Genomic DNA, 23759 nt, shown 5'->3' on the forward strand with positions numbered 1-23759 from the left:
TACGATCCGACTTCCCCCGCCGCGCCGCCCGCCCCGCGCCGCGCGTGCCGGCGCGGCGCCGTGACCGCCGGGTCGCGCGACGCGCGCCACCCCAGCGCTGTGGCGACGAGCGCGGCGAGCAGGGCCTCGCGGGCGAGCCAGAGCTCGCCCCAGCGGGTTCGCAGGACATCCCCCACGCTCGCGCCCGGAGCGACCGTGGAGCCGATGCGAGCGACTTCGCGCGCGAGCAGGACGAGCCCGAGCGCCGCCCCGGCCGCAGCCGCGATCGCGGCCGCGGCGCGCAGGCGGCGCAGCGGTTCGTGTGCGATCGGCGATGCCACCCGACCGAGCAACGCGGACATCGCCAGCGCGCCGATCAGCCCCACCAGCAGCGTCAGGTCGAGCCAGCGCAACGCCGCTTCGAGCGGGGCGGGCGCCGCTCCGGGGCCGCCGGCCGCACGGGCGGCGATCGGCCTCGTCCCGATCCCGAACGCGAGCGCGCCGCCGGTGACGTGCCCGTCGTCGGCGGCGAGCACCTCCCAGGTCACCTGGTAGGCGCCGCGCGGGAGCCGTGGAAGCGTCACGATCACGCCTCGCGAGCCGCCGGCGCGCACCCGTGTGCCGGCGACGCTCCGGCCGCGCGCGTCAAGCAGCCGAACGACGCGAAAGCGCGGCGCGAGCGGCTCGCTGAACTCCAGCCGGAGCTCGTGCGGAGGCCGCGCCAGGCGCGCGCCGTCAGCCGGGGTCGCGCGGGTCAGGACCGCGTGGGCGCTCGCGTCGGAGGCCAGCGCGGCGAAGGCGAGCGTGAGGACGGCGAGGAAGCGGCGCGCCATCGACCGTCACCGCACGGCCACGTGCGCCACCCGCGCCGCTCCGAGTTGCACGGTGACGCGGCTGCCACGGCGCACGAGGCCTCCGGGGTTGTCGAACACGAGGTAGTACGTCTGCGCCGCCGTCAGCCGTCCCTTGTGGCTGTGGTCCATGAACAGCGCGTCGACCAGGACGCCCGTGCGCTCCTCGACGAGGGTCGGCGGCGTCGCCAGGTCGTGGATCGACGCCGCCGCGTCGGGGTCGAGCACCTGATAGCGCAGATCCACCAGCCCGCCGCCGCCCGAGACCGCGACGCGCACGATCCGGACGCCGCTGCGGCGCTCGAACCCCGCGTTCGACACCAGCGGCGCGGCGGCCGCCCTCGCCCCCGCCGGCGACGCGGCCACCGCTCTCTCCCCTCGGTCACGCGACGTCTCATAACCCGCGATCGCGACCAGCATCAGCACCGCGCCGGTCACCCCGCCGAGAACCCGAGCGCGCGATCGGGTGGCCGAAGGGAGTCCGGGCACGGCGTCCGCTCACGGAGACTGGATGAAGGTCAGCATGCCCCCCGGCGACGGCGGCGAACCGTTGCCGAGCTGCAGCTGGCGGTTGTACAACGGGAACCCGTGGGTCAGCCCCGAGGTGCCTGGCGGCACGGTCGCCACGGTGTCTTCGGTCGCGCCCGCGGGGATCGTCTCGGCATGCGCGTCGAACGGGTTGCCGAGCACCTGCGCATCCCTGGCGATCACGCGCTCGTCCATCCCGAGCAGCACCATCGTCGTGTTGTCGTGACCGGCGTTGAGGTAGCGCAGCAGCACCCGCTGGCCGGGCGCGGCGTGGATGACGTCCGTGTCCGGGTGCGCCTTGCCGTTGATCAGCCAGTACGTCGCCCGGTAGCCGCGCATGTCGAAGCCGTCCGGATCGGCGTTGAACGCGGGATCGATGGCGCTCAGCAGCAGCCGCGCCTCGACGTCATACGCGCTCGCCGCGGTGCCATACGCCTGCCCCGCGGTCGCGGAGCGGACGATCAGCGCGCCGTAGAGCCCCATCGCCGTCTGCCGCTCTCCACCGCCGACGCTCTCGTAGAGGTAGGAGCCGGGCGCGCCGGCGGTGAAGGTCCGTGTGACGGTGCTCCCCACGGCGGCGTCGGTGGGCCCGGGATCGAAGCTCAGCCCGGGCGCCTCGACGGAGATCGTGTGCCCTGGCGGGAGCGCGTTGGTGACATTGAGCGTCACCACGTCGCCCTGGTCCACCGTGAGCACGGGACCGGGGATCGTCGCCGTACCGGCCACGTCGCTGCAATTCGCGGCGACGCCCTTGGGGACGAAGCCCCAGATGTCGACGACGAGGTTGCCCGGCAGCGTCACGGTCCCGGTCGTCGCGCAGAGGTTGATCGTCTGGTTGGCCGGTGACGCCGATGTCACTCCCACGGCCAGCGTTGCCGCCGTGAGGAGGACGAGGACCAGCGGGACCCGCGTGTACGCTCGTGTGCGCATCGGTGCCTCTCCTCCTTACGGCGCGTCGTAGACGAGCTGCATGACATTGCCCCAGGTCGAGAACGGGGTCGGATTCGCCGCCGACCACCGCTGCGAGTGCACGAGCACGCGCACCTGGCCCTTGTAGGCACCCGTGCCGACGTAGGCGCTCGCCGAGCCGGGCAGCGTCCAGGTCGTCGGCGCCGGGTCCTCGGTCGACCCGACAGCACGTGGCTGAGCGGGCGGCGGCGGCAGCGTCACCCAGCCGCTCGAAGTTGCCGTCGCACAGCCGGTCGCGCCGGCGATCGTCCAGTTGCAGATCCTGAGCGTCTGCTGCGGCACGTTGGTCGTCAGCGCCGCGCACCCCGTGCCGGTGGTGTTCGCGCAGTTCTTGCCTCTGAAGCTCACCTTCAGGTTCTGCGCACCCGCCGGGAGCCCGCTGAAGCCCGCGTACCAGTCGTCGGCCAGCGCGGTGATGACGGCGCCGGCGGCGTGCGTGGCCGCGGTCGTGCCGAGCTGCCCGCGCGCGACCGTCCAGGTCGTCGTGCCCTGGCCGCCCGTGACCTGCAGGACCTCGTTGTCGATGCGGACGAAGTACGCACCGGCCGCCGGGAAGCCGGAGGCGGACGCGACGGTGACCGTCGTCTGCGCCGCGGTCGTCGCCGTCGGGCGTGTCGTCGTCTTCGGGTTCACCGCGTAGTAGTCGGCGTCGTCGACGCTGAGATCGGTGACGCTGCCGCTCTTGAGCGCGCCACCCAGGATCGTGGTCGCGCTCGGGTACGCGGAGCAGCCGCCGCGCGGGTCGACGCGCATCAGCGTCGCCATGCCGCCGAAGCCTTCGTCGAAGTTCGCGAACTCGTTCAGCGCGTGGCTGTGCCACGGGAAGTACCACTCACCGCAGAGGTTCTGTGACACGACGCCTGTGGGCAACGTGCCCTTGCGGCCCAGGTAGGCGTTGCCGCTGAAGAACGTGTTGCCGTCCTTGAAGGTCAGGTTGCGGTAGTCGATGCCCGCGACCCCGCCCGGGAACGGCCGCGCCGTCACGTCCCAGAAGTCCTGGTCGGCCCAGGTCAGCAGGTAGTCCTCGCTCTGCCCGGAGCCGATCGTCTCGCCGAAGTGCTCCGAGGACGCACCGCTCGCGAACGGCCTGCCGTCCTGCGCGATCTGCCGCAGGTGGTTGCCGTGCGGGTGGAACGGGTGGTTGAGCTCGCCGACGTTGATCATCCGGATGAGTGCCGGCAGCCGGTTCGCGGGCGACGCCGCGGTGCACCCCGGCGGGTTCAGCGGGTCCGCGGGGTTCGACGGGTTGCAGTACGGCTGCACGCGGACGAGCGCGCCGTACGGCTGGTTCGGCAGCCACGACACGCCGTTGTCCTGGACCGTGTCGGGGAACTCGCGCCCATTGACGTTGAAGTAGCGGTTGTGCAGCGTCGTGAAGTCGTAGGTCCCATTCGTCTCGACGGCGTGGTGCAGGTCGGGGTCGAGCTCGTTGAGCATGATCAGGAACTCGCGGTTGGGATCGAACTGCGTCGAGGCATCGCCGTATGCCCTGTCGGGGAAGCCGGCCGGGCGCACGACGAGCGCGCCGTAGAGCCCCATCTCGAGCTGCTTGGGCGTGTCGGTGCCGCTCTCGTAGAGGTACGTTCCCGGCCGTGTGGCGACGAAGGAGTAGGTGACATCGCCGCCGGGCACCGCCTCGCGCGTGAACAATCCGGCGCTGCCGCCGGACGCGGCGACGCTCTCCTGGCCGGGGAACACCATCGAGACGTTCTCCGGCAGGGTGTTGTGGAGGTGGATCGTGACCGTCTGACCCTGATTGACGCACAGCACCGGGCCCGGCGTCTGGAATTGCCCGCTCGCGTTCGCGTAGCTCCACATGAAGACGCTGTTGCCGTCCGGCGTCGCGATGTCACCCGTGTTCGCCACCAGGTCGAAGGCCGGGCCGCCCCCGTTGCAGACCATCCCGATCTTCGGCGTCGCCGCCTGCGCCGTGCACGTCCAGACGAGCAACACCGCGAGCCCTGCGAGTCGTCCAGCTGTCTTGAGCATCGTCATCACCGGACGTAGGTCAGGTTGGGTGAGATCCGTCCCGCCGAGTCGGTGGCCGGGGCGGGGACGGCGCTCGCCGGCGCGTAGACGCGCACCTCGGTCGCCATCCCGCCGAGGCCGGTCACGGCCTCGTTGGGACCGCCCGCCCCCGGGGCGCCGTCGTTGGCGAGCTTGCGGTAGTCCCGGTTGCGGAAGAAGTAGCGGTTGTACGTCCCCCAGGCATCGCTGAACACCGGCGAGGAGGCGCTGTAGGGCGGCGCGGTGAACAGCACGTCGCGCGCTTCGCCCGGACCGAGATACAGCGTGTTGGTCGTGACCCGCCGGTCACCGTAGGTGACGCCGAGGCTGGTGCCCGCGCCGAGGAACGTCGCGTCCTGCCCGACCACGAACAGCGGGATGCCGGGCAACTCCATCGCGTGCTGCTGGTAGCCGAGGTTGGCGAGCCGCAGGAGGACCCGCTCGCCCGGATTGACCTGGATCAGCGCCGAGATCGGCTGGCTCGCCTCCTCGTCGCCGTTGTTGGCGTTCAGCGTCCGGATCCGCAGCGCGTCCGGCAGCGACGGGTCGTCGTTGGGCAGCACGGTCTGCGGATAGCAGCGGCCGTTGAGGGTGAACCACTGCGGGTCATAGTCGGTCGCGATGCTCTCCTGGATGTCGCGGTCGCCGTCGTGGAAGCGGTTCCAGACCTCGTTGAGCAGGATCGCGAAGTGGCGGTCGAACGCGGTCGAAGCGTCGTTGTAGGCCCAGTTCGGGTGACCCGCCGGGCGGACGAAGACGATCGACGTCATCCCCATCTGGACGTGCTCGACGTCCTCGAAGTGGCAGTGGTACATGTACGTGCCGGCGTTGTGGGGCCGGTAGAAGTAGGTGAACTGGCGGCTGATCGGCACGGCGACCGAGACCTCGGGGACGCCGTCGAAGAGCGCCGTCGGCGTGCGGAAGCCATGCCAGTGCAGCGTGTGCGAGTCGGTGAGGTCGGGCCGCTGGACCAGCCCGAGGTTGGTCAGCTTGACGTAGACGTCGGCGCCCTCGGTCGTGTCGAGGATCGGCGCGATGTGCTGGGCGCGGCCCTTGAAGTCGTGCTCGAGGTTCGCGACCGTGTCCTCGATGACCGGGATGAAGCCGAAGATGTAGAGCGGGTCGTCCTCGCGGCCCGGCACGGTCATGTAGCCGTCGGTCGCCGCGAGCAGGATGTTCCCCCCGGTCAGCACGACGCGATCGCGGGCGCTCACCGCGGTCACTTGCGCCGCGGCCGGGACGGCGCCGCGGGTGGCAGCGAGCACGCCGCCGCCCACGGCCACCGTCGCGGCTCCGAGACCCGCGGCCTGCAGGAACTGCCGGCGCGTCGAGGAGTGCACCATTGCCTTATCCATCTCGCTCACCCCACCGTGGGCCGCTCGTCGGCGCCGAAGTCCCAGGGGGTTCGGGCGCGGAGGGTGCGCAACTGCGGTCGCAGCTGCCCGTCGATGTCAGTCGCGAGGTTCGGTGCCTCGATCCCGCCCGCCGGGCAGGCGCCGAGCGGGTTCAGCGGCGGCGGGACGGGCGTGTTGGAGCAGTGCACGCCGCGGTCGACGGCGCCCGAGATCTGGTTGGACCCCAAGGCCGGCTGCAGGTGGTAGTCGCCCGGCAGCCCGACCGGCGGATCCGCGCCGGTCAGCGTCACCGCGGCCACCTGCGGGTCCAGCCGCGAACCGGTGACCGTGAGCTCGAGCAGCACGGGCGCGACGAACAGCGGATCGACGCCCGTGACGTTGCCGTTCTGGCCGGCGTTGGTCGGGAAGCCCACGATCGGCGCGCCGCCGCCGGGGATCGTCACCGAAGAGCCGTCGCCCGCGAGCTGCTCGCCGTTGGTCATCAGCGAGTAGCGCGGCTCGAACCGGTCGGCCGCGTTCAGCGTGCCGCGCACCTCGAAGTCCAGGAACCCCGCGTTGACCAGCGTGGCTCCTGGCCCCGGCTGGGACAGGGTGAACGCCTGGTTGTTCCAGAAGATGTTGTTGAACAGGGCGACCGGCCGCGAGAACCGCGGTCCGCCCGGGATCGTCGCCTGGAACAGCGGGTCATTGGCCTCGGAGGCCAGGCCCGCGGAGTGGCGGTTGCCGTCGGAGTTCTCCGACGACGCGGTCGAGACGTTGTTCGCGATCGTGTTGTTGACGATCGCCACGTTCGTGCTGTCGTCGAGCATCACGGCGCCGCCGATGTCGGCCGCCCCGTTGGCGACGATCAGGTTGGTGCGAAGGTTGATCCGCGCGCCCTGGGCGTTCATGATGAACAGGCCCCCGCCGTCGTCGCCGGAGTAGTTGCTCTGGATCCGGTTGCGGTCGATGTCGACCGCGCCCGACCCGGTGCCGAGCACGTTCTGCCCGTTGACGGGGAGCGGCGTCTCCTCGGAGATCGCGATGCCCGCGCCGGAGTCGACGGCTTCGTTGTAGTAGATCTGGTTGTCGTGGATGGACCCGCCGGGGCTGCGGCCCCAGTGCGAGATGCCGGCGCCGTACTCGACGCCGAAGTTCGAGCAGATGACGCTGTTGGCGATCTCGTAGTTGTTCGAGCTGCGGAAGATGCCGAGCCCGCCTGAGCGGGTCAGCCCGCCGTTGCCGAGCACGCGGTCATACAGGACCTTCACGCCCTGGTTGTTGGCGTCGTAGTACGGCTGGCCGATGCCGATGCCACCGCCGAACACGCCGCCGTTGTGCTCGAGCACGTCGTTGGTCAGTTGGAGGTTGCTCGTGGCGGCCTGCAGCTGGATGCCACCCGCTCCCTCGCCGTGCCCGTTGAAGATGCCGATGCCGTCGATGCGAGCCGCTCCGAGGCCGCTCGGGTAGGCGCCGGTCGCTGCACTGGCGGCGACCGTGAGCGCCGCGCCCTTGAGCACCGGGTGGGCGGTGTTGACGCCGGTCATCGTCCCGGCGGCGGTGAGTGCGGCGTTCCAGCTGGTCTGGTTGTCCGCGAAGAAGGCGCCGTTGATCGCGGAGCCCGTGATCAGGAACCGCGGGTCCTCGGCGGGCGGCCCGCCGGGCTCGACCGTGCCGACGGCGCCGCCGACCCCGAGACCCTGCAGCTTGAGCGGCTTCCACATCAGCACGTTCTCGCGATAGGTGCCCTCGCCGAGGACCACGAGGCTGTTGGCCGGCGCCGCGTTGATCGCGGTCTGGAGCTGGGTGCCGTTGGCGGTCGCCGGCGGGACCTTCACGACCGGCGGGTCGTAGCCGGAACCGAGCACGTGGACCGTGATGCCGTTGACGGTGGTCAGTGCGCCGTCGCCGCCCTGCTTGCGGATCAGCAGCTGCCGCGGGCCGGCCTGGAACAGCAGCGCCTGCACCGCCGGCACCTGGAGCACGATCGAGGTGTCGCTCCAGCTGACGATGCCGCCGACGTTGAGGTTCGCGAGCTGCGCCGCCGTGGCGAGCCCGGTGAACGTCCTCGACTGCAGCGCGCGGGAGTCTGAGAGCGTGACCTGGCCCGCGTTGCCGCCGGTGCCGATCGTCCCGAAGTTGACGCCGTGCAGCGTGATCCGCCGGTTGGCCGCCGTCGCGTCGCCCGAGCGGACGAACGGGCCCTGCTCCCCGAGCGCGCGCCCTGGCTTGTCGACCTGCAGCAGCTCGGGCGTGCCCGTCGCCGGCTCGCAGCCTGTGCCCGAGATCGGGTCCAGCGGCGTGTCGAGCTGGTCGGTCTGGCCGGGCCAGACGTCCCACGCCGAAGACGCCGTCAGGTAGTCCGGGTTGTAGTTCGGGTTCGGGTGGTCCTTGTCGCCGGGGTCGTTGACGACGACGACGTACATGCCCGGGCAGGGACCCTGCGGGATCGGGCAGTTGAAGGTCTCGGTCGAGGGCAGCAGCGCCTCATAGGCGCCGTTCTCGCTCGTGTCGACCGTCGTCAGCAGCCGCATGTTGTAGTCGCGGATGCCGATGGGGAGGTTGGCCAGCGGGCGCGGCTCGCCGTACCAGATCGAGTGCTTGTCGGTGTCGAAGTAGATGTCGTCGCTGACGAGGCCCACGATCCGCCCGGGCTCCGCGACGTCCTTGCCGTTCGCGAAGTTCGTCTGCATGAAGAAGTCCGCGTTCGCGTTCTGGTTGTTCTGCAGGACGATCAGGCGCTTGTCGCACAGCGGCCGGTCCTGGCCGTCATACGGGCTTCCGCGTGGCATCACGACCGGGTCGATGTGCACGGTGTGCGGGTCGCCGGCGCACGGCGGCGGCGGGATCGCCGGCACGAACGTGGATCCGAGGTCGACGTTGACGTCCTCCTCGCGCACGATGTGGTAGAGCGGGCGTCCGCCGGCGTCCTGTGGCATCAGGACGTGCGTGACGTACGTCCCCGCCACGAGGTCCTGCGGGCCTTGGCCGTCATGGCAGACGGTGTCGCCGTTGTCGTCGAAGTGATCGAAGCCGCCGCGCGCCACCGGGCAGTAGTCGGCGAAGGCGTACCCGCCGTCGAACGCGCCGTCCTTGGTCTCGTTGCCGGCGAGCGGCACCTCGACGCAGTGCGGGCCGACCAGCGGGTTCAGCTCGCCGCTGAGGTCGGCGCCGAGCGAGTCCAGGACGTCGCACGACTGGCCGTCACCGTCGGAGGGCTGGAGCCAGTGGTCGGTGACGTACTCGTTGAGCACCGTGCCGTTCGGGGCCTCCAGGCGCACGGTGACGTCCGGGATCCCCGGCTCGTAGTTCTCGTGGGCCTGGAAGCGCGCGTCGAACTCGTTGCGGGTCGTCGCGAAGTAGGTGATGCCGACGATCTGTCCCGGCTTGCCGGGGTCGTACTGCTGCTTGCCCCAGTCGACGGTGGCGCGATGGCCCTCGGTGATCAGCTGGTTGGTCAGCAGCGCGCCGCCGAGGTCGGTCGGCACGTGATGGACGATGTTCGGGTCGTACTCGTCGTGGACGAAGGCGCCGGGCAGCGCCGAGAAGCGCGCGAACCCCTGCTCGCCGATGAACCACTTGCCGAGCGGGCCGCCCTCCGCGGTCGGGTACTCGTAGTGCCCGGTGCCGTCGGTGAACGTCTCTTCCTTGATCGACCCGTCGCGCCAGCGCTGGTCGACGTCGGTGTTGCCGATCCCGGGCTCGCCGTCGTCGCGCACGCCGTTCTTGTTGGTGTCCATGAACACGTCGCCGTCCAGCCAGCCGAACCAGCGCGAGACCCCCAGCTGGCCCACGTCGACCTGCTCGCCGGCGGCGACGGTCACCGGGAGGAAGCGGATGATGTAGCTCAGCTGCTCGTCCCAGACCGCCATGTTGTAGGTGCCGGGCGGCACGCCCTGCACCGCGAAGTTGCCGGCGCTGTCGCCCCGGCCGACGAACACCGTGCGGTCGGTCGTGCTGTCGCTCAGCGCGATGTACGGTTCCTCGACGGGCTCGGACGCGTCCGGGACGAGGACGTCGAACGGCGGCCAGCCGACCCAGTTGAGCGCCTGGCCCGAGATCGAGCCCGTGCCCGCGGTCGCGAAGCCCATCGACGAGCAGACGAAGCCGAACCAGTACGCGGTGCGCCGGTTGGGCGGCTCCCAGAGCTGCTCCCCGGGCGCGCCGGTGCCGTCGCTGTTCTCCTCGACGCCGGCCTGCAGTCCGAGCCCGCCGTCGATCGTCGTCGTCTGCGTCCAGCGGCTGTTGGGGTTGGCGCTGTCACACGGGGTGTTCGGCGGCGTGACGTAGATGAAGTAGGTCGCCGGCCCGAGGTTGTCGATCTGCACGAACCCGTCGTTCTCGGTCAGGCACGTGCCGCCGCACAACGGGTGGTTGAAGTAGTCGACGCTGACCTGGGAGTTGGTCTGCTCCTCGAGCGTGACGTGGAAGCCCTGCAGCCCGCCTTCCTCGGTGTCCGGGGCGCCGTTGGTCCACGCGTTGTCCGCGAACACGAACACGCGGATCTTGCCGAGCGGCAGGGGCGTGTTGCGCAGGGCCACCGTGACGTCGGTCGACGGCGGGTCGCTCGCCGGGATCGTCACGTGCTTGCCCCACAGCTTGTGATCGGGCGAGCGGACGCTGACCAGGTACCGCCCCGGCGCGAGGTTCGGCGTCGTCGGGCTGCTCTGGTCGCCTTCGGCGACGATCGGGCTGTTGCTCTCGGTCGGGGCGACGCCGGTGCGGTCGAGCACGTTGGCGGCATGCGGGTCGCGCGTGTTGTCGACGTTGACCAGGTACGTGAACTGGCCCAGGACCGCATTGGTGGCGAGATCGCGCGCGTGGACGGTCATCGCCGAGCCGTGCGCCGCCGCCGGCGCGAGGAGCGCAAGGAACAGCGTCAGCGCGGGCAGGAAGCGTGCGCGCCGGCTCCCGCTCGACAACGCGTGAACCGTGTTGACCATCGACCGGCCGTGATGCATGGTCGCCCTCCGTGGGGTGAGCGGGACCGGCCATTCATCTCAGATCGGAGACCGCGGAATCCAGCTTCCTTGCAACGACGTCATACACCGTCATCCAGCGTCATCCGGGCGACGGCAGGTCTACGGATCGAGCGCGAGCTCCGGGTCGCTCGGCGCCGGCTCGAGTACGGGCTCTGCCACCAGGCCGGGCAGGCGGATCGCGACCGTCGTGCTGTCGCCCGGGACGCTGCGCGCCGAGATCGCACCGCCGTGGGCTTCGACGATCGCCTTCGCGATCGGCAGGCCGAGTCCGGTGCCGTGCTTGCCGGGCATCGGGCGGCCGCGCGAGAAGCGGTCGAAGATGCGCGGCAGCAGGTCCGCCGGGATGCCGACGCCGGTGTCGGTCACCTCGATGATGGCGTCGGTTCCGGCCGCGAACGCGCGCACGGCGACCAGGTCGGACTCGCCCGTCGCCTGGATGGCGTTCTCGACGATCGCATCCAGCGCCGCATCCAGCCGTTCGCGATCGCCGGCGAGCGTGCCCTCCAGCGTGACGTCGACGCGCCACGCGCGCTGCACTCCGCGACTCCAGCGCCGGACCGCCGACACGACCAGGTCCTCGACGTCGATGTCGGCGCGCACCAGGGAGTCGGGTTGCTCGGCCACCTCGAGGATGACCAGGCTCCTCGCGATGGTGCCGAGGCGGTCGAGCTCCTCGACGAGATCGCCGATGTCGCGCCGGCGCGAGTGGGAGGGCTCGGATTCGCGCAGGAGGTCCGCAAGCCCGCGGGCGACGGCCAGCGGCGTCTTGAGCTGGTGCGACGCGTCGCGGATGAACTCACGCTCGCGATCGGCCGCCCGCCGCGCCTGGTCGAGCGCGGCTTCACGCCGGCGGGCGTACCACACCATCACCAGGAACATCGCGCTCATCAGCGGGATCTCGGTGAGCTCGTCGGCGGACACGACGTCCTGGGAGACCGCGTAGCCGAGCGTGACGGCGCTCGCCGCGCACACGGCGCTGAGTACCGCGAGGGTCATGCCCATGCCCCACACTCGCGCGCCGTACAACAGCGTCAGGCTCACCCACACGAAGTGGAAGGGCACCGTCTGGTAGTCGATGAGCGTGAACAGCACCACGAAGTTCGCGACGGCGAAGACGCCCCACGCGACCTCGAGCTTGTGCTCACGCGTCCACGAAGCGATATCCGACATTGCGCTCCGTCACCAGGCAGTCGCCGCCCAGCTTGTGCCGCAGCCGGCCGACGCAAACGTCCACCACGTTCGTCCCGGGGTCGAACGTGTATCCCCAGACGTGTTCCAGCAATTCGTCCCGACTGCAGGTGTCGCCCGAGTGCTCCATCAGGTACTCGAGCAGCACGAACTCGCGCGTCGTGAGCTGGACGTCGCCGCCGCCGTTGTGCACCACCCGGCGCTGCCGGTCGAGGACGTGGTCACCGCGCGTCAGCCGGCGGCCGATCCCGTTCTCCGGGCGGCGGATGCGCAACCGGACGCGCGCGACGAGCTCCGGGAGGTCACACGGCTTCGCCACGTAGTCGCACGCTCCCAACTCGAGGCATACGACCTTGGAGCGCACGTCCGTAACCGCCGAGAGGACGAGGATCGGAACCTCCGGCGCGACCGCCTTCGCCCTCGCCAGCACCGCGACGCCGTCCACGTCGGGCAGGAGCAGGTCGAGGATCACGAGCGCGTAGGGCGCATCATTGAGCGCGGCGAGACCGCGCTCCCCGGTGCCCACGGCGGTGACACAGAACCCAGCCAACCCCAACGCCCGATCCAGGACCGACGCCATCTTGCGTTCGTCCTCGATGACGAGAACGTGTTGGGGCAGCTCAGCGGCCGGCCTTGGCGCATCCAGGAGACTCGCCTCCTTCTTGCCGGGTTATCAATCAGACGTCGATCTATCAGAGCCTGGTGCAGCACGTCAACCGAGCGATCATCGCCCATTCAACGATCGTCTCCCACTCAGGCCGTGTTTGACCCGCACAGGCGCAGCCGCCTTCTGGCACGCAGCCGCGCGCGAACGCGGAATGTCATTTGTCTGACCGTACGGGGAAGCGGTGGTCCGATTCGGCAAGCTGCCTGGATGACCGGGATCCGAGAGCGTTCGGTCGCCGAGGCGCAAGCGCTGTGGCACGCCGAGACGATTTACCTGAACACCGCGAGCTTCGGGCTCCCTCCCGATCCCGTGTGGGACGCGCTCCAGCAGGCCCAGGGGGATTGGCGCGCGGGGCGGGTGAGCTGGGAGCACTGGACGGCGGTGACCGGGCGGGCGCGGGCGCAGTACGCCACGCTCGTCGGCGCCGACGTCGACCGCGTGGCGGTCGGCTCGACGGTCTCCGGGCTGATCGCGCAGGTCGCGGCGGCGCTCCCCGCCGGGTCACGGGTCCTCTCCACCGAGCCGGAGTTCGTGTCGCTGCTGTTCCCGTTCCTCGCCCAAGAGGGGCGCGGGGTGACCGTCGAGGTCGTGCCGGTGGACCGGCTGGCCGAGGCGATCGACGCCACGACCGACGTCGTCGCCGTGTCGGCCGTGCAGTCGTCCACCGGCGAGGTCGCGGCGCTGGACGACATCGCGGCCGCGGCGGCGCACCACGGGGCGATGACCGTGGTCGACGCGACGCACGCGATCGGCTGGCTGCCGCTGGACGCGTCGCGCTTCGACGCGGTGGCGTGCGCGTGTTACAAGTGGCTGATGTGCCCGCGCGGCACGGCGTTCCTGGTCCTCAGCGAGCGGTTGAGCGAGACGATGACCCCGCATCAGGCCGGCTGGTTCGCCGCCAACGACCCGCTGACGGACCAGTTCGGCCCGCCGCTGCGGCTCCCCGAGACCGCCCGCCGCTTCGACACGTCGCCCGCGTGGTTCTCGTGGGTGGGGACGGAGCCGGCGCTGGCGCTGATCAACGAGATCGGCGTTGGGGCGATCCACGATCACGACCTGGCGCTCGCCAACCGGTTCCGCGCCGGCCTCGGCCTCGAGCCGTCGAACTCCGCGATCGTCTCGACCGCCTTCGAAGGCGCGACGGACAAGCTCGCGCGGGCGGGGATCATGGCCGCCGCCCGCGCAGGCAAGCTCCGCGCCTCGTTCCACCTCTACAACACCGAGGCGGACGTCGACGCGGCCTTGTCAGCTCTACTGGAACCCGGTCAGGCTTAGCGAGACCGCCCGGATCGAGCCGGTGTCACGGGAGGCGTCGTCGGTGACATGGAACGTCCAGGTGCCGTCGGCGGCGCCGTTGAGCAGCCCATCGAGCGGCTGCTCCGGCTTCCACGTGCCGGTGAACGGGTTCGCGGACGCCGGCGCGCTCGCCAGCAACTTGGCCGCGCCGTCGTCGAAGACCACCTGGCAGAGGTTGTTGCCGTTCCCGCCCACCCCGGTGAACAGCCGCGCGGTCGTGCCGTCCGGCGCCGCCAGCGTGGCCGTGAGGTCGGCGACGAAGGGGTGGTCGATGCCGACCGTCGTCGACGGCGTCGTGGTCGTGCACGTGGCGCCGTCGATCGAGAACGTCAGCTTGGACGCGTAGCCGACGCCGGTGACCGGAACGGGCACCGAGGCACCGAGCGCGCTATCGTCGGGGATCGCGACCGGCGGGCCGGCATAGGCGAAGCGCTGCGCGGTGGTCGCCGGTTGCCCGGTCGCGATGCTGAACGTCGCCGTCGTCGGCGAGAGGACGCCGGCGAACGTGACGCGGACGGTGAGCCGGACCCGCTTGCCGAGCGGGTAGGTGGGCGCGAGGGCGAGCGTGAAGTCACGCGCGGTGTTCGCGCCCGTCGGCAGATCGCCGTAGGCGCGCGAGCGCGGCGTGACCGTCGCCAGCGGGTCGCCGGTGCTCACGGTGACGCTGATGCCGGTCGCGGTCCCGTCGCCCGCGTTGGTCACCGGCACGCGGAGCGTCCCGGTCTCCCCCGCCTCGAGGTAGGCGTCGCCGTCGCCGGTGGCGGGCGTGACCGCGGGCGCCTGCGCCTGCACGAGCGGTTGTGGCGTCGCGCCCGTGTAGGCCAGCACCTGGTCGGCGCGCAGCAGACCGTGGCCGGTGCGGGTGTCGACGCCGGCGGGTGCGAGATCGAGCGCGGTGGCGTTGAACGCGTCGCGGACGTCCGCGGTCGTCGCGCCCGGATTGCCTGAGAGCACGAGGCCCGCGATCGCAGCCGCGTGCGGCGCGGCGGCGGAGGTGCCGAAGAACGGGTCGAAGCCTCCAACCGACGTGTTGACGCCGTCGGCGGCGGTGATGTCCGGCTTGGCGCGGGTCACCGGCGCGGGGAAGAACATCCGCCGCGGGCCGTCGGAGGTGAAGATCTCCGGCGCCTGCAGCGCGGTGAAGACACCGGGGAACGGGCCCGACGGGTGCGGCGGGTCACCGGGCACGAGCACGACGTCGAACGGCGTCGCGGCGGGTGCGGCGGCGGTGGCGAAGGCGTCAGCGGCCGCGGCGTGTCCACGCAGCGTGCCTGAGGTCGCCCACGCGGGAACGCCGGCCGTCGACGAGCGGAACCGCGCCCGCAGCGCGCTCAGCTGGAAGTAGCGCGGCTCCCCGCCGTACTTGACCACGGCGAGGCGCAGGCCGGTGGCGTTGGGCGTGCCGAGGATCTCGTACGGGTCGTCGTCACCGTCTTGGACGTCCTGGGAGAAGTCGACGACGCCTCCGGAGGCATTGAGGAGGTAGAGGTCGTAGTCCGACGTGGCATGGCCGAGCGGCTCCGCCCAGAACAGCGTCACGACTGCGCCGCCGCTGGGCACCGCGATCGGGTCGACGATCTGCGTCGCCGGCCCAGGGTCGAAGTCGTGCGCGTCGCCGGCGAACTTGCCGATCCCACGGCCGGACGGCCGGAAGTCGCCCTCGTACGTGCCGGAGGTGCCGTCGACCATGTTGCCCTCGTTGCCGGCGGCGCTGAAGTACAGCGCGCCGTCGGCGGTGACGGCGTTGACCGACTGGGCGATCGGGCCGTCCTCGAACGGGCTCTCGTTGTAGTAGAGGACGTCGTCGACGAGTACGTCGCAGTGCGCGGTGAAGCGCAGGGCTTCGATGTTGTCGGCGAAGCTGGCGTCGCTGGTGAACGCCGTGGCGAAGCCGAGCTCGGCGCCGGGCGCGAGGTCGTGGAGGATCTCGAGCATCGCGGTGCCCTCGTCGCCGTCGCCGGCCTGGTCGGCGAGGATGTCGACCGCGGGCAGCTCGCCCGCCGCCTGGGAGTCGGCGAGCGAGTCCACGCCGTCGCTGAGGACGCATAGCTTCGTCCCGATGCCGGTGACGTGGTCGCGGGCGCGGACGAGGTCGGCGCCGTGGGTGACATCGCCCTCGGAGGTGACCACTGCCGCGGCCGCTCGGATGGCCGCGGCGCGGCGGGCGGCGCGCACGTCCTTGGATTCGGGCGGGCGCAGGCTCGCGGTCATCGCGCGCGCCGCCTCGTGGACGCGCTCGACCTCGCTCCAGCCGGCGACGGTCGCGAGCTTGCTCATCGGCACCGCGGCGCGGATCGCCCCGGTGCGCGGCGAGGCGTAGCGGACGTTGGCGCCGAGCGCCTGCAGGCGCGCGACGAGGCCCGAGCCCGGCGCGGCCTCGATGTCGACCTCGGCGGTGCCGGCCTTCACCCGGTTGTGGAGGTCGACCGCGAGCCGGCTGTCGACCTTGCGCTCAGGGGGTGTGAGGTCGTGTTTGATCGCCTGCAGGCGGGCGATCTGCTCACCCGGGTCCGCGGCACGCGCCGTCGCCGCCCCGCCGGCCACGGCCAGTCCACCGATCGTCAGCACGATCGTTCCCGCCCTGCGCAAGTGCATTGCACCAGTCCTTCCCGTCTCCGGGAGCCCTCCCGAGGCTCCCATGAGACGGAACGTACACCTCAGGTCAACCCTTGATGCCGGGCACCTTGACGATGATGAAATCGCTGTAATCCGGCAGATTCGGGTTGCGGCCGGTCGACCCGAAATTGGTGTCGTTGACGAATGCCAGCTCGTTGTTCGAGAGCGGGAGCACGGCCTCGACGGTCTGGTACGGGAACTTGAACGGGTTGCCGAGGCCGAAGTCGCCGGGGCGGATCGGGTTCTCCGAGATGCCGTCCTTGTCGTTGACGTTGAGCAGGTCGACGATCTCGTGCTTCTGGAGGTTCGGCTTGTTGGCCGGGACGTCGATCACGAAGGCCTTCTTCCAGGCGGCGGCCGGGCCCTGGCCGTTGTCGCGCTCGGTGATGATCAGCTGGTCCTTGCTGTAGGCGACGGCGTCCGAGACGAGCGTGCCCGGGATGCTCATGCGGTAGATCCAGTTGCGGCCGGTGTAGCGGCGTTCGGAGACGTCGAACTCATAGACGTGGCGGACGAGCGGGTCGTCGCCGACCAGCGGGCCCTCGAGGAACGGGTAGAGCGTCTTGCCGTCCTTGGAGAGCGCCATGCCCTCGAAGCCGTTGCTCGACGCCAGGTTCGGCGTGCGGCCGAGCAGGAACGGGTTGTCGGGCGAGAAGACGCGCGGCAGCGGCACCGGGGCGTCGAGCACGCGGCCCTTGCCGTCGACGTGGACGATGAACGGGCCGAACTCCTCCCCGAAGTAGAACGTGCCGTCCGGCGCCTGGCGGACCGACTCGATGTCGAAGTCGCCGCCGGTCAGGATCCGCTCGGGCGTGTTCTCGTTGACGATCGGGAACGGCACCTTGGCGTCGGGATCGCTCAGCGTCAGCGCGTCGAGGATCTTCACGTCGCCCTTGCCGCTCCACTCGGTCTTCCACTTCGGGCGGACCGTGTAGAGGCGCAGGATGAAGCTGCGGCTGTTGGCCTTGGAGCCGAAGCCGTTGTCGGGCATGGCGTAGAAGTCGCCGTTGCCGGCGTCCAGCAGCGCCGAGAACCCACCGACCGGCTGGCTGGAGCCGGGCACGAACACCGGGTCGGTGTTGACGACGCCGTTGAACGGCGCGGGGAACGACGCGTCGGCGGGCAGGATCGCCCGGGCCTCGAGCTTCGGCTCGGCGGCGTGCGCGGAGCCCGCGAGCAGGGCGGTCAGAGCCGCGGTGGCGGCGAGGAGTCGCTTCATGCCCCGCACATGACCACTTCATGGTGCACTCGAAGTCAACCCCGTGTGAAACTGCGGTCATGGCACTTGGGCTCATCGCCGCCTTCTGGCTGCTCGTCGCACTGTTCCTGCTGTTCGCGCCGGAGCATGTGCTCAGCGCGAGCCTCGCCGCGCGCCGCTACGGCGCCGCCGGCTGCCTGATCTTCGCGCTCTCGTGCATGCTGGCCCTCTTGGCCTGACGCGCGTCATGAAATTGACATGAGAAGTCCATGAGGGTAATTTGCCGCCTCACCCAACAAACGCAACGGCGTCCAGCCACGCGTGCAGTGGAGAGGAGAGGCGATGGGGAGGGGAAGCATCGGCCTGGCTCTGTTGAGCCTGGCCCTGGTCGTGCCGGCCACGGCGTCCGCGAAGCCCAAGGCGCAAGCCGCGGAGGCGCCGAAGGTGCTCGTGGTCACGAGTACGCAGGACGCACTCACGACGGCCGGACTGGCGGCGATCAACACGGCGGGTTCGGGCGGGGCGTTCACCGTCACGGCGCCCGCGCCGGCCGCCGTCGGCGCTGAATTCACGCCGGCGAACCTGGAGATCTACCGCGCGGTCGTGTTCCTCAACACGGGCGTAGCCAGCCCGCTGACCGACGCGCAGCGCACGGTCTTCGAGGCGTACTTCCGCAAGGGCGGCGGGTTCGTCGGGATCGGCTCGGCGATCGAGACCGATCCGGCGTGGCAGTTCCTGTCCAACGCCCTCGGCACCCGCGCGGCGAGCCGCACCGCGGCGCAGTCGGGCACGGTCAAGGTCTTCGACCGCGTCCATGACGCGAGCAAGCCGCTGCCGCTCTACTGGGAGCGGACCGACCATTGGTACAACCTCGCGACGAATGTCCGCGGCGTCTCGCACGTCCTGGCGTCGGTCGTCGAGGACCCGTTCGGCCCGCAGCCGCAGGGCGCGGTGCTCGACGGCATCGCGGGCGGCACGATGGGCGCGAACCATCCCGTCTCGTTCTGCAAGGACTACCAGGGCGGGCGCTCGTTCTACACGGCACTCGGGAACACGCCCGAGGCGTTCGACGCGACCCTCACGGCGCACCTCAAGGGCGCGATCAACTGGGCCGCCGGGGTAAGCGATCCGGTCTACAGCGACTGCGGCGCCACCGTGCTCAAGAACTACCAGCAGACGAAGATCTCGGCTCCGCCGAACCTCAACGAGCCGGTCGGCTTCGACCAGCTCCCGGACGGCCGCGTGATCCAGACCGCGCGCCTGGGAACCCTGCGCCTGCACGATCCGGTCGCCGGCACCAGCACCGTGATCGCCGACTTCACGAGCACCAGCCTGCCTACCACGCAGCGGATCTACACCAACGGCGAGGACGGCCTCTACGGCCCGGCCGTCGACGCGAACTTCGCCACCAACAAGTGGGTGTACCTCTTCTACTCGCCGATGACGGTCCAGGACGTCAAGCTCTCCGACGGCTCGATCGTCACGCAGACCACGCCGACGACGAACCCGCCCGCGACGGCGGCCTCGAAGACCGCGTGGGATCCCTACGTCGGCTACTTCCAGCTCTCGCGCTTCAAGTTCGTCGAGGACGCAGCCGGTCCGCGGCTGGACCTGAGCACCGAGCAGCAGATCATGCGGGTCACCAACAACCGCCAGGAGTGCTGCCACGTCGCGGGTGACATCGACTTCGACAAGCACGGCAACATGTGGATGGTCACCGGCGATGACACGCCCGCGGGCGGCGTCAACGCGGGCGGCTACGGCCCGTTCAACGACCAGCTCACCGACGAGCAGCAGACCGTCCGCGCCACCAACGCGACCGGCGGCACGTTCACGCTGAGCTTCAACGGCTCCACGACGGCGCCGATCGCCTACAACGCGACGAGCGCCCAGATCGACGCGGCGCTGGAGGCGCTGCCCAACGTCGGCGCCGACGATATCCAGACCAGTGGCGGGCCGGTGAACACGGCCAACGTCAACGTGTTCTTCCGCCGGGCGCTGCAGCAGTCCGACCAGGCGCAGATCACCGGTGACGGCGCGGCGCTCACGGGCACGTCGCCGACGCTCACCACGGCGACCGCCGCTCCCGGCGGCTGGTATCAGCGGCTGACCGGCGACGCGCGGCGCACGTCGCAGAACACCAACGACCTGCGCGGCAAGATCCTGCGCGTCAAGGTCAAGGACACGATCACCGCGGCCGACCAGAACAAGGCCGACCTCGGCGCGGGTGGCGCGTACACGATCCCGAGCGGCAACCTGTTCCCGCTCGTCGCGGGCGCGCCGCAGGCCAAGACGCGGCCCGAGGTCTACGCCATGGGCTTCCGCAACCCGTTCCGCATCCAGGTCGACGAGAACGACGTCGCGTACATCAGCGACTACTCGCCGGACGCGAACGCGCAGCAGCGCTCGCGCGGCCCGTCGGGCACCGGCCGCTACGAGATCGTGCGCAAGCCGTCCAACTACGGCTGGCCGACCTGTTACAAGCGCGATCTCCCCTACTACAAGTGGAACTTCCACGAGTTCGCGCCGAACACCACCTCGGCGGGCACGCCGCTGAACACCCCGGCGCAAGTGCACGAGTGCGACGGCCCTGCGCAGCACAACGACTCGCGCTGGAACCTCGAGGGCGGCCCGTCCGTGGAGCCCGGCCTGGTCGACGTGCCGCCGGTCACCGACCCGGACATCTGGTACTCGTACCGCGACAACCTGGCCGCGGCGCCGCTGGGCACGCCCTGCTTCGCCTACTACTCGCCCACCCCGGGGGCGATCGCGCCCGGCTCGACGACCGAGTGCCCGCGGCTGTTCCCGGAGCTCTACACCGGGGGCGTCGGCCCGCACGGCATGACGAAGTACAACTACGAGCCGAGCAACCCGAACCCGAAGAAGTTCCCGCCGTACTACGACGACTCGGTGATCTTCGGCGAGTGGACGCAGGACACGCTGCGTGAGGCCAAGCTCGACGACCAGAACCGGATCTTCAAGATCAACGGGTTCCTGGACTGCGGCAGCCGCGCGAACACCGCGGCGGGCACGTTCCAGTTCGAGTGCGACAACCCCATGGACATGCAGTGGGGCGCGGACGGCGCGTTCTACCTGCTCACCTACGGCAACGGGTTCAACGTCATCAGCCCGGACGCCGGCATGTACAAGTGGGAGTACGTCAAGGGCAAGCGGCCGCCAAAGGCGGTGCTCACCACGGATCGCACGGATGGCGCGTCGCCGCTGACGGTCAACTTCTCGAGCGCGGGGTCGCTCGACGAGGATCCGGGTGACTCGATCCGCTTCGAATGGGACTTCGGCGACGGCACGGCGAAGTCGACCGAGCCGAATCCGACGCATGTCTACACGGCGCGCGGGCGGTTCACCGCCACGCTGACGGTGCTCGACTCCTCCGGTGAGAAGACCACCACCAGCACGGTCATCACGTCGGGCAACACGACGCCGAAGGTGGAGGTCGTCGCGCCGCTGGACGGCGGGCTGTTCTCCTTCGGGGACGAGCTGCAGTTCAAGGTCGTCGTCACCGACCCGGAGGACGCCTCGATCGACTGCAAGGACATCCAGGTGACGTTCGTCCTCGGGCATGACACCCATGGCCACGCGGAGGCGTCCACCACCGGCTGCACCGGGTTCCTGCCGACCGAGGCCGACGACGTGGCGCACGGCGGCAACGTGTTCGGCGTCATCAGCGCGACGTACGCCGACAAGGGCGCGGCCGGCGGCGTCCCGTCGCTGACGGGCACCGGCCAGATCCAGACGCGGCAGAAGCGCCAGGAGGTCGAGCACGTCGTGGCCCAGTCGGGCACCAACACGGCCACCAACACCGACGGCGGCGCCGGTGTGCACCGCTCCGGTCTCGGCGCGGGCGACTGGGTGCAGCTCAACGGCCCGTTCAACCTGTTCGGGATCGAGTCGGTCACGTTCCGCTACGCGGACGCGGCGGGTGGGCGCACGGCCGGCTCGCCGCTCGCGGCGATCGAGGTCCGCCAGGACTCGATCACCGGCCCGATCCTGACGACGGCGAGTCTGGTGTCGACGGGCGGGACGGCCACGTGGGCGAGCCAGACGTTCCCGATCGCGATGACCGGCAAGCACGAGCTGTTCTTCGTGTTCCGCACGGTGAGTGGCGGTGCGACCGGCGCCAACCTGTTCAACCTGAACTGGGCCGGGTTCAACGGCAACGGCGTCACCGTGGTCAAGACCACCGCGCCGGGGACCGTCGGTGCCACCGTGCCGGCGACCTTGGCGCTGTCACTCGGCACCCCCGCCGCGTTTGGCGCGTTCACGCCGGGCGTGGCGCGGACGTACACCGCCGGGACGACGGCGAACGTCGTCTCGAGCGCGGGTGACGCTGTGTTGAGCGTCTCCGATCCCAGCTCGAACGCGACCGGCCGCCTGGTCAACGGGACGTTCTCGCTGCCCACGCCGCTGTCCGTGCGGGCTGTCAGCCCGGGCGGGACGGGCGGCGCGTTCGCTCCGGTCGGCGGCTCCGCGGCGCCGACGGCGGTGCTCACCTACGCCGCCCCGGTGGCCAACGACGCCGTGGCCGTGACGTTCCAACAGGCGATCGCGGCCGCCGACGCGTTGCGCACGGGCAGCTACGGCAAGACGCTGACGTTCACGCTGGCGACCACGACACCGTGAGCTAGCGAAACCTAAAGCCCACCTAAGGGGTCTGACCCCTTAGGTGGCGTTTAGGTAGGCGCTCGCCGCGGAACCCACGCCGTGACGCCGAAAGCGATCTAAAGCCCACCTAAGGGGCCAGGCCCCTTAGGTGGGCTTTAGGAGGGAGGCGAGGTCGGATTCGAAGCCCGGGTAGGACACGGCGGCCGCGTCCATGCCGACGACTTCGACGCCGTCGCGGGAGGCGAGGCCGGCGACCGCGCCGAGCATCGCGAGGCGGTGGTCGCCGTGGGCTTCGAGGGTGCCGCCGCGCAGGCCGCCGTTGCCGGTGACGACGAAGCCGTCCTCGGTGGCCTCGATGTGGGCGCCGAGGCCGCGCAGGCCGTCGACGACGGTCGCGATCCGGTCGGACTCCTTGACCCGCAGCTCCTGGGCGCCGGTGACGACGGTCTCGCCCTCGGCGAAGCACCCGAGCAAGGCGACCAGCGGCAGCTCGTCGATCGCGAGCGGGACCTCGTGCGGCTCGACGGTCGTGCCCTTCAGCGGGCCGGAGGCGACGTCGACCTCGCACACGGGCTCGTCGCGGGCGATCGTGCCCGGGTTGGGCTTCTCGAGGTCGCCGATGACGACCGCGCCCATCCGCTCGGCGATCCGCACGAACCCCGTCCGCGTCCAGTTCGCGCTCATGTCGGTGATGACGATCCGCGAGCCCTTGACGAGGATCGCCGCTGCGATGTGGAACGCGGCCGAGGACGGGTCGCCCGGCACGTGGATGTCGCCCAGCTCGAGCTCGTCGTGCTGGGTCAGCTCGATCCGGTCGCCGTCGCGGGTGATGCGCACACCCGCGCGGGCGAGCAGGCGCTCGGTGTGGTCGCGGCTCGGCTCGGACTCGATCACGGTCGTCGTGCCGGACGCGAGCAGGCCCGCCATCAGCACGCACGACTTGATCTGCGCCGAAGCGACGGGCAGCTCGTACTCGATGCCACGCAGCGGCATGCCGTGCACCGTGAACGGGGCGAAGCGGTCGTCGGTCGTCTCGATCCAGGCACCCATCTGCCGCAGCGGGATCGCCACGCGGTCGACGGGGCGCCGGCGGATCGACGCGTCGCCGTCGAACGACCACTCGCCGCCGGGCTGGCCCGCGAGCCAGCCGGGCGCGAGCCGCATCAGCGTGCCGGCATTGCCGACGTCGATGTGCGCCTCGGCCGCCGCGCGCAGGCCGGCGCCGCGGATCGTCAGCGTGCCGCGGTCGGCGCCCTCCTCGACCAGCGCACCGCACGCGCGCACGGCGTTGAGCGTCGAGTAGGTGTCAGCGGCCTCGAGGTAGCCGGTGACCCGTACGGGCTCGTCGCACATCGCGCCGAACAGCGCCGCGCGATGTGACATCGACTTGTCGCCGGGCGCACGCAGCGACCCGCGGAGTGGACCGGATGGATCGAAACGGCGGTTCACGCGGCACCTCGCGGCGGGTCATCGGGCGGCAGCACAGGCCGCGACGGCGGGACAAGACGGAGCGACGGAACG

The 23759-nt window shown here is 70.8% G+C and carries 14 protein-coding genes; 3 read left to right on the forward strand and 11 right to left on the reverse strand.

Annotated elements, in window-relative coordinates:
* The 8 genes from OM076_RS31185 to OM076_RS31220 form a co-directional block, all read right to left on the reverse strand.
* A partial coding sequence (locus tag OM076_RS31185; protein WP_270044047.1) for a copper resistance CopC family protein occupies positions 1–812 on the reverse strand: 812 nt, incomplete at its 3' end.
* A 6-nt stretch (positions 813–818) separates the two neighbouring features.
* A complete protein-coding gene (locus OM076_RS31190) occupies positions 819–1196 on the reverse strand; it encodes a hypothetical protein (protein ID WP_270044048.1) in 378 nt (125 codons plus the stop codon).
* A gap of 132 nt (positions 1197–1328) precedes the next feature.
* Positions 1329–2288: a multicopper oxidase domain-containing protein gene (locus OM076_RS31195; RefSeq protein WP_270044049.1), complete on the reverse strand. Its 960-nt coding sequence runs from the start codon at positions 2286–2288 to the stop codon at positions 1329–1331.
* A 15-nt stretch (positions 2289–2303) separates the two neighbouring features.
* Positions 2304–4316: a multicopper oxidase domain-containing protein gene (locus OM076_RS31200; protein ID WP_270044050.1), complete on the reverse strand. Its 2013-nt coding sequence runs from the start codon at positions 4314–4316 to the stop codon at positions 2304–2306.
* A 5-nt stretch (positions 4317–4321) separates the two neighbouring features.
* On the reverse strand, positions 4322–5689 hold the full coding sequence (locus OM076_RS31205) for a multicopper oxidase domain-containing protein (protein WP_270044051.1): 1368 nt from the start codon (positions 5687–5689) through the stop codon (positions 4322–4324).
* Between the two features lie 5 nt (positions 5690–5694).
* The gene (locus tag OM076_RS31210; RefSeq protein ID WP_270044052.1) at positions 5695–10629 is read right to left on the reverse strand and encodes an SdrD B-like domain-containing protein; all 4935 of its coding nucleotides are present in this window, start codon (positions 10627–10629) and stop codon (positions 5695–5697) included.
* A gap of 120 nt (positions 10630–10749) precedes the next feature.
* Positions 10750–11820 (reverse strand): sensor histidine kinase, encoded by a 1071-nt coding sequence (locus OM076_RS31215; protein WP_270044053.1) that lies wholly within the window; start codon positions 11818–11820, stop codon positions 10750–10752.
* Positions 11792–12484 (reverse strand): response regulator transcription factor, encoded by a 693-nt coding sequence (locus tag OM076_RS31220; RefSeq protein WP_308214360.1) that lies wholly within the window; start codon positions 12482–12484, stop codon positions 11792–11794. Before OM076_RS31220 ends, OM076_RS31215 begins: the two co-directional genes overlap by 29 nt.
* 228 nt (positions 12485–12712) lie before the next feature.
* Here OM076_RS31220 and OM076_RS31225 point away from each other — a divergent pair, with 228 nt between their 5' ends.
* Positions 12713–13780: an aminotransferase class V-fold PLP-dependent enzyme gene (locus OM076_RS31225; protein ID WP_270044054.1), complete on the forward strand. Its 1068-nt coding sequence runs from the start codon at positions 12713–12715 to the stop codon at positions 13778–13780.
* Here OM076_RS31225 and OM076_RS31230 read toward each other — a convergent pair.
* Together OM076_RS31230 and OM076_RS31235 are read right to left on the reverse strand one after the other, a co-directional pair.
* Entirely contained in the window at positions 13757–16396 is a 2640-nt protein-coding gene (locus tag OM076_RS31230; RefSeq protein WP_270044055.1) for a S8 family serine peptidase, read from the reverse strand. The genes OM076_RS31225 and OM076_RS31230 overlap by 24 nt on opposite strands.
* Positions 16397–16463: 67 nt before the next feature.
* On the reverse strand, positions 16464–17636 hold the full coding sequence (locus OM076_RS31235; protein WP_270044056.1) for an esterase-like activity of phytase family protein: 1173 nt from the start codon (positions 17634–17636) through the stop codon (positions 16464–16466).
* 59 nt (positions 17637–17695) lie between these two features.
* Between OM076_RS31235 and OM076_RS31240 the strand changes: the two genes are divergently transcribed.
* Together OM076_RS31240 and OM076_RS31245 are read left to right on the forward strand one after the other, a co-directional pair.
* Positions 17696–17854, forward strand: a complete 159-nt coding sequence (locus tag OM076_RS31240; protein WP_270044057.1) for a hypothetical protein — start codon at positions 17696–17698, stop codon at positions 17852–17854.
* Between the two features lie 103 nt (positions 17855–17957).
* Complete coding sequence (locus OM076_RS31245; RefSeq protein WP_270044058.1) at positions 17958–22256, forward strand: ThuA domain-containing protein; 4299 nt, start codon at positions 17958–17960, stop codon at positions 22254–22256.
* Positions 22257–22382: 126 nt separating this feature from the next.
* Here the strand turns inward: OM076_RS31245 and aroA are convergent, their stop codons facing one another.
* Positions 22383–23687, reverse strand: coding sequence for a 3-phosphoshikimate 1-carboxyvinyltransferase (gene aroA, locus OM076_RS31250; RefSeq protein WP_270044059.1), 1305 nt, complete (start codon positions 23685–23687; stop codon positions 22383–22385).
* Positions 23688–23759: the final 72 nt, after the last annotated feature.

It is taken from the genome of Solirubrobacter ginsenosidimutans (genome assembly GCF_027587205.1).

Coding starts and splice junctions, on each gene's coding strand:
- OM076_RS31200 (WP_270044050.1), bottom strand. CDS start 4,316: ATGCTCAAGACAGCTGGACGACTCGCAGGGCTCGCGGTGTTGCTCGTC.
- OM076_RS31195 (WP_270044049.1), bottom strand. CDS start 2,288: ATGCGCACACGAGCGTACACGCGGGTCCCGCTGGTCCTCGTCCTCCTC.
- OM076_RS31215 (WP_270044053.1), bottom strand. CDS start 11,820: ATGTCGGATATCGCTTCGTGGACGCGTGAGCACAAGCTCGAGGTCGCG.
- OM076_RS31210 (WP_270044052.1), bottom strand. CDS start 10,629: ATGCATCACGGCCGGTCGATGGTCAACACGGTTCACGCGTTGTCGAGC.
- OM076_RS31225 (WP_270044054.1), top strand. CDS start 12,713: ATGACCGGGATCCGAGAGCGTTCGGTCGCCGAGGCGCAAGCGCTGTGG.
- OM076_RS31230 (WP_270044055.1), bottom strand. CDS start 16,396: ATGCACTTGCGCAGGGCGGGAACGATCGTGCTGACGATCGGTGGACTG.
- OM076_RS31240 (WP_270044057.1), top strand. CDS start 17,696: ATGGCACTTGGGCTCATCGCCGCCTTCTGGCTGCTCGTCGCACTGTTC.
- OM076_RS31235 (WP_270044056.1), bottom strand. CDS start 17,636: ATGAAGCGACTCCTCGCCGCCACCGCGGCTCTGACCGCCCTGCTCGCG.
- OM076_RS31245 (WP_270044058.1), top strand. CDS start 17,958: ATGGGGAGGGGAAGCATCGGCCTGGCTCTGTTGAGCCTGGCCCTGGTC.
- OM076_RS31205 (WP_270044051.1), bottom strand. CDS start 5,689: ATGGATAAGGCAATGGTGCACTCCTCGACGCGCCGGCAGTTCCTGCAG.